This window comes from Fundidesulfovibrio sp. (genome assembly GCF_058402725.1).
Map to the genome: position 1 here is coordinate 13123 of NZ_JBZVFJ010000094.1, position 2097 is coordinate 15219.

Sequence of the window (2097 nt, forward strand, 5' to 3'; positions counted from 1 at the left end):
CCAGGCCATGGAGGAGGCCGACCGCCGCGAGGCCGCCCTGGTGACGCTGCTCGTCACGGTGTCGGGCGTGAGCTTCTTCGGCATCGGTTCGGCCTTCTGGGGCCTGCTCGGCGGCCTGGCGGCCGACCGCGTGCTCACACGGAGCCACCGTTGAACGGCTGCCCGGCCCTGGCCGTGTTCAAGGCCCTGGCGGACGAGACGAGGCTGCGCCTCTACCGCCTGCTCACGCGCTTCGAGCTCAACGTGGGCGAGATCGTGGCGGTTCTGGGCATGGGGCAGTCCCGGATATCCAGGCATCTGCGCATCCTGGTGGAATCCGGGCTTCTCACCGCCCGGCGCGATGGCTTATGGGTGTTCTACAGCGCGCCGGACACCCCCCTGCGCGCCGCCGTGGAGCCCCTGGCCGGGGACTGCGGCCCCCCGGAGGACCTGGCGCGCGCCCGCCAGTGCCTGGACGCCCGAGCCCTGGAGACCAGGCGCTTCTTCAACGCCATCGCCCCGGACTGGCGGGCCATGCGCCGCGAAGTGCTGGGCGAGCTGGACCTGGACGGCCTGATCCTGACGCTGACGCCAGCCTGCGCCAAGGCCGCGGACCTGGGCTGCGGCCCCGGCGACCTGCTGGAGGCCCTGGGGACCAGGGCCGCCTCGCTCATCGGGGTGGACGCCTCGTCGGCCATGCTCGAACTGGCCCGGCGCAAGCCCGGACTTGCCCTGGCCAGCCTGCGCGTGGGGGAGCTGGAGCACCTGCCCCTGGCCGACGCCGAGGTCCAGGCGGCGGTGTTGAGCCTTACCCTGCATCACCTTTCGGACCCCGCCGCCGCGTTGCGGGAGGCCCGCCGCGTGCTGGCTCCCGGCGGCACGCTGGTGGTTGCCGACTACCTCAAGCACGGCGACGAACGCCTGCGCGAGCGTTTCGGCGACCGCTGGCTGGGCTTTTCCCGCGACGAGATGGCGCGCTGGCTCGGCGATGCCGGGCTGACGCTGGAGCGATTCGAGGAAAGAAACGTCAACAACGGCCTGGCCCTTGGCGTCTACGCCGCGCGCAGGCCCGAAACGGAGGAAACCAAATGAGCGTGAAGCCCCTTGACCTGACCCTTGCCCATAAGGTCGCCGACATGTCCCAGGCCGACTGGGGCCGCAAGGAGATGATCATCTCCGACAACGAGATGCCCGGCCTCATGGCCGTGCGCGCCAAGTACGGCCCGCAGAAGCCCCTGAAGGGCCTGAAGGTGGCCGGCAGCCTGCACATGACCATCCAGACCGCCATGCTCATCGAGACCCTGCACGAGCTGGGCGCGGACCTGCGCTGGGCCAGCTGCAACATCTACTCCACCCAGGACCACGCCGCCGCCGCCATCGCCCAGGCCAACACCTCCGCCGTGTACGCCTGGAAGGGCGAGACCCTGGAGGACTACTGGTGGTGCACCGAGATGGCCCTCACCTGGCCCGACGGCTCCGGCCCCGACCTGATCGTGGACGACGGCGGCGACGCCACCCTGTTCATCCACTACGGCGTCAAGGCCGAGAAGGACCCCTCCATCCTGGACAAGCCCACCGACAACAAGGAGTTCGCCATCATCCTGGAGCGCATCCGCGCCTCCGTGAAGGCCGACCCCACCCGCTTCCAGCGCATGGCCGCCAAGATCAAGGGCGTCTCCGAGGAGACCACCACCGGCGTGCACCGTCTCTACCAGATGCTCAAGGACGGTGAGCTGCTCTTCCCGGCCATCAACGTGAACGACTCGGTCACCAAGTCCAAGTTCGACAACCTCTACGGCTGCCGCGAGTCCCTGGCCGACGGCATCAAGCGCGCCACCGACGTGATGGTGGCGGGCAAGGTCGTCGTGGTCGCGGGCTACGGCGACGTGGGCAAGGGCAGCGCCCAGTCCATGCGCGGCTTCGGCGCGCGCGTGATCGTCACCGAGATCGACCCCATCTGCGCGCTCCAGGCCGCCATGGAAGGCTACGAAGTGACCACCATGGACGAGGCCTGCAAGCTGGGCGACATCTTCGTCACGGCCACGGGCTGCGCCGACGTGATCACCGGCGCGCACATGGAGCAGATGCGCGAGGGCGCCATCATCTGCAACATCGGCC

The 2097-nt window shown here is 69.6% G+C and carries 3 protein-coding genes; all 3 read left to right on the forward strand.

Going from position 1 to position 2097, the window contains the following annotated elements; translation table 11 throughout:
* Positions 1 to 7: 7 nt before the first annotated feature.
* A complete protein-coding gene (locus tag ACV4UX_RS12670; protein ID WP_491593644.1) occupies positions 8 to 154 on the forward strand; it encodes a benzoate/H(+) symporter BenE family transporter in 147 nt (48 codons plus the stop codon).
* Positions 151 to 1071, forward strand: coding sequence for an ArsR/SmtB family transcription factor (locus ACV4UX_RS12675; protein WP_491593642.1), 921 nt, complete (start codon positions 151 to 153; stop codon positions 1069 to 1071). The genes ACV4UX_RS12670 and ACV4UX_RS12675 overlap by 4 nt, the downstream gene beginning before the upstream one ends.
* Positions 1068 to 2097, forward strand: a 1030-nt coding sequence (locus ACV4UX_RS12680; RefSeq protein ID WP_491593643.1) for an adenosylhomocysteinase, incomplete at its 3' end; no start/stop codon positions are given. The genes ACV4UX_RS12675 and ACV4UX_RS12680, both read left to right, overlap by 4 nt.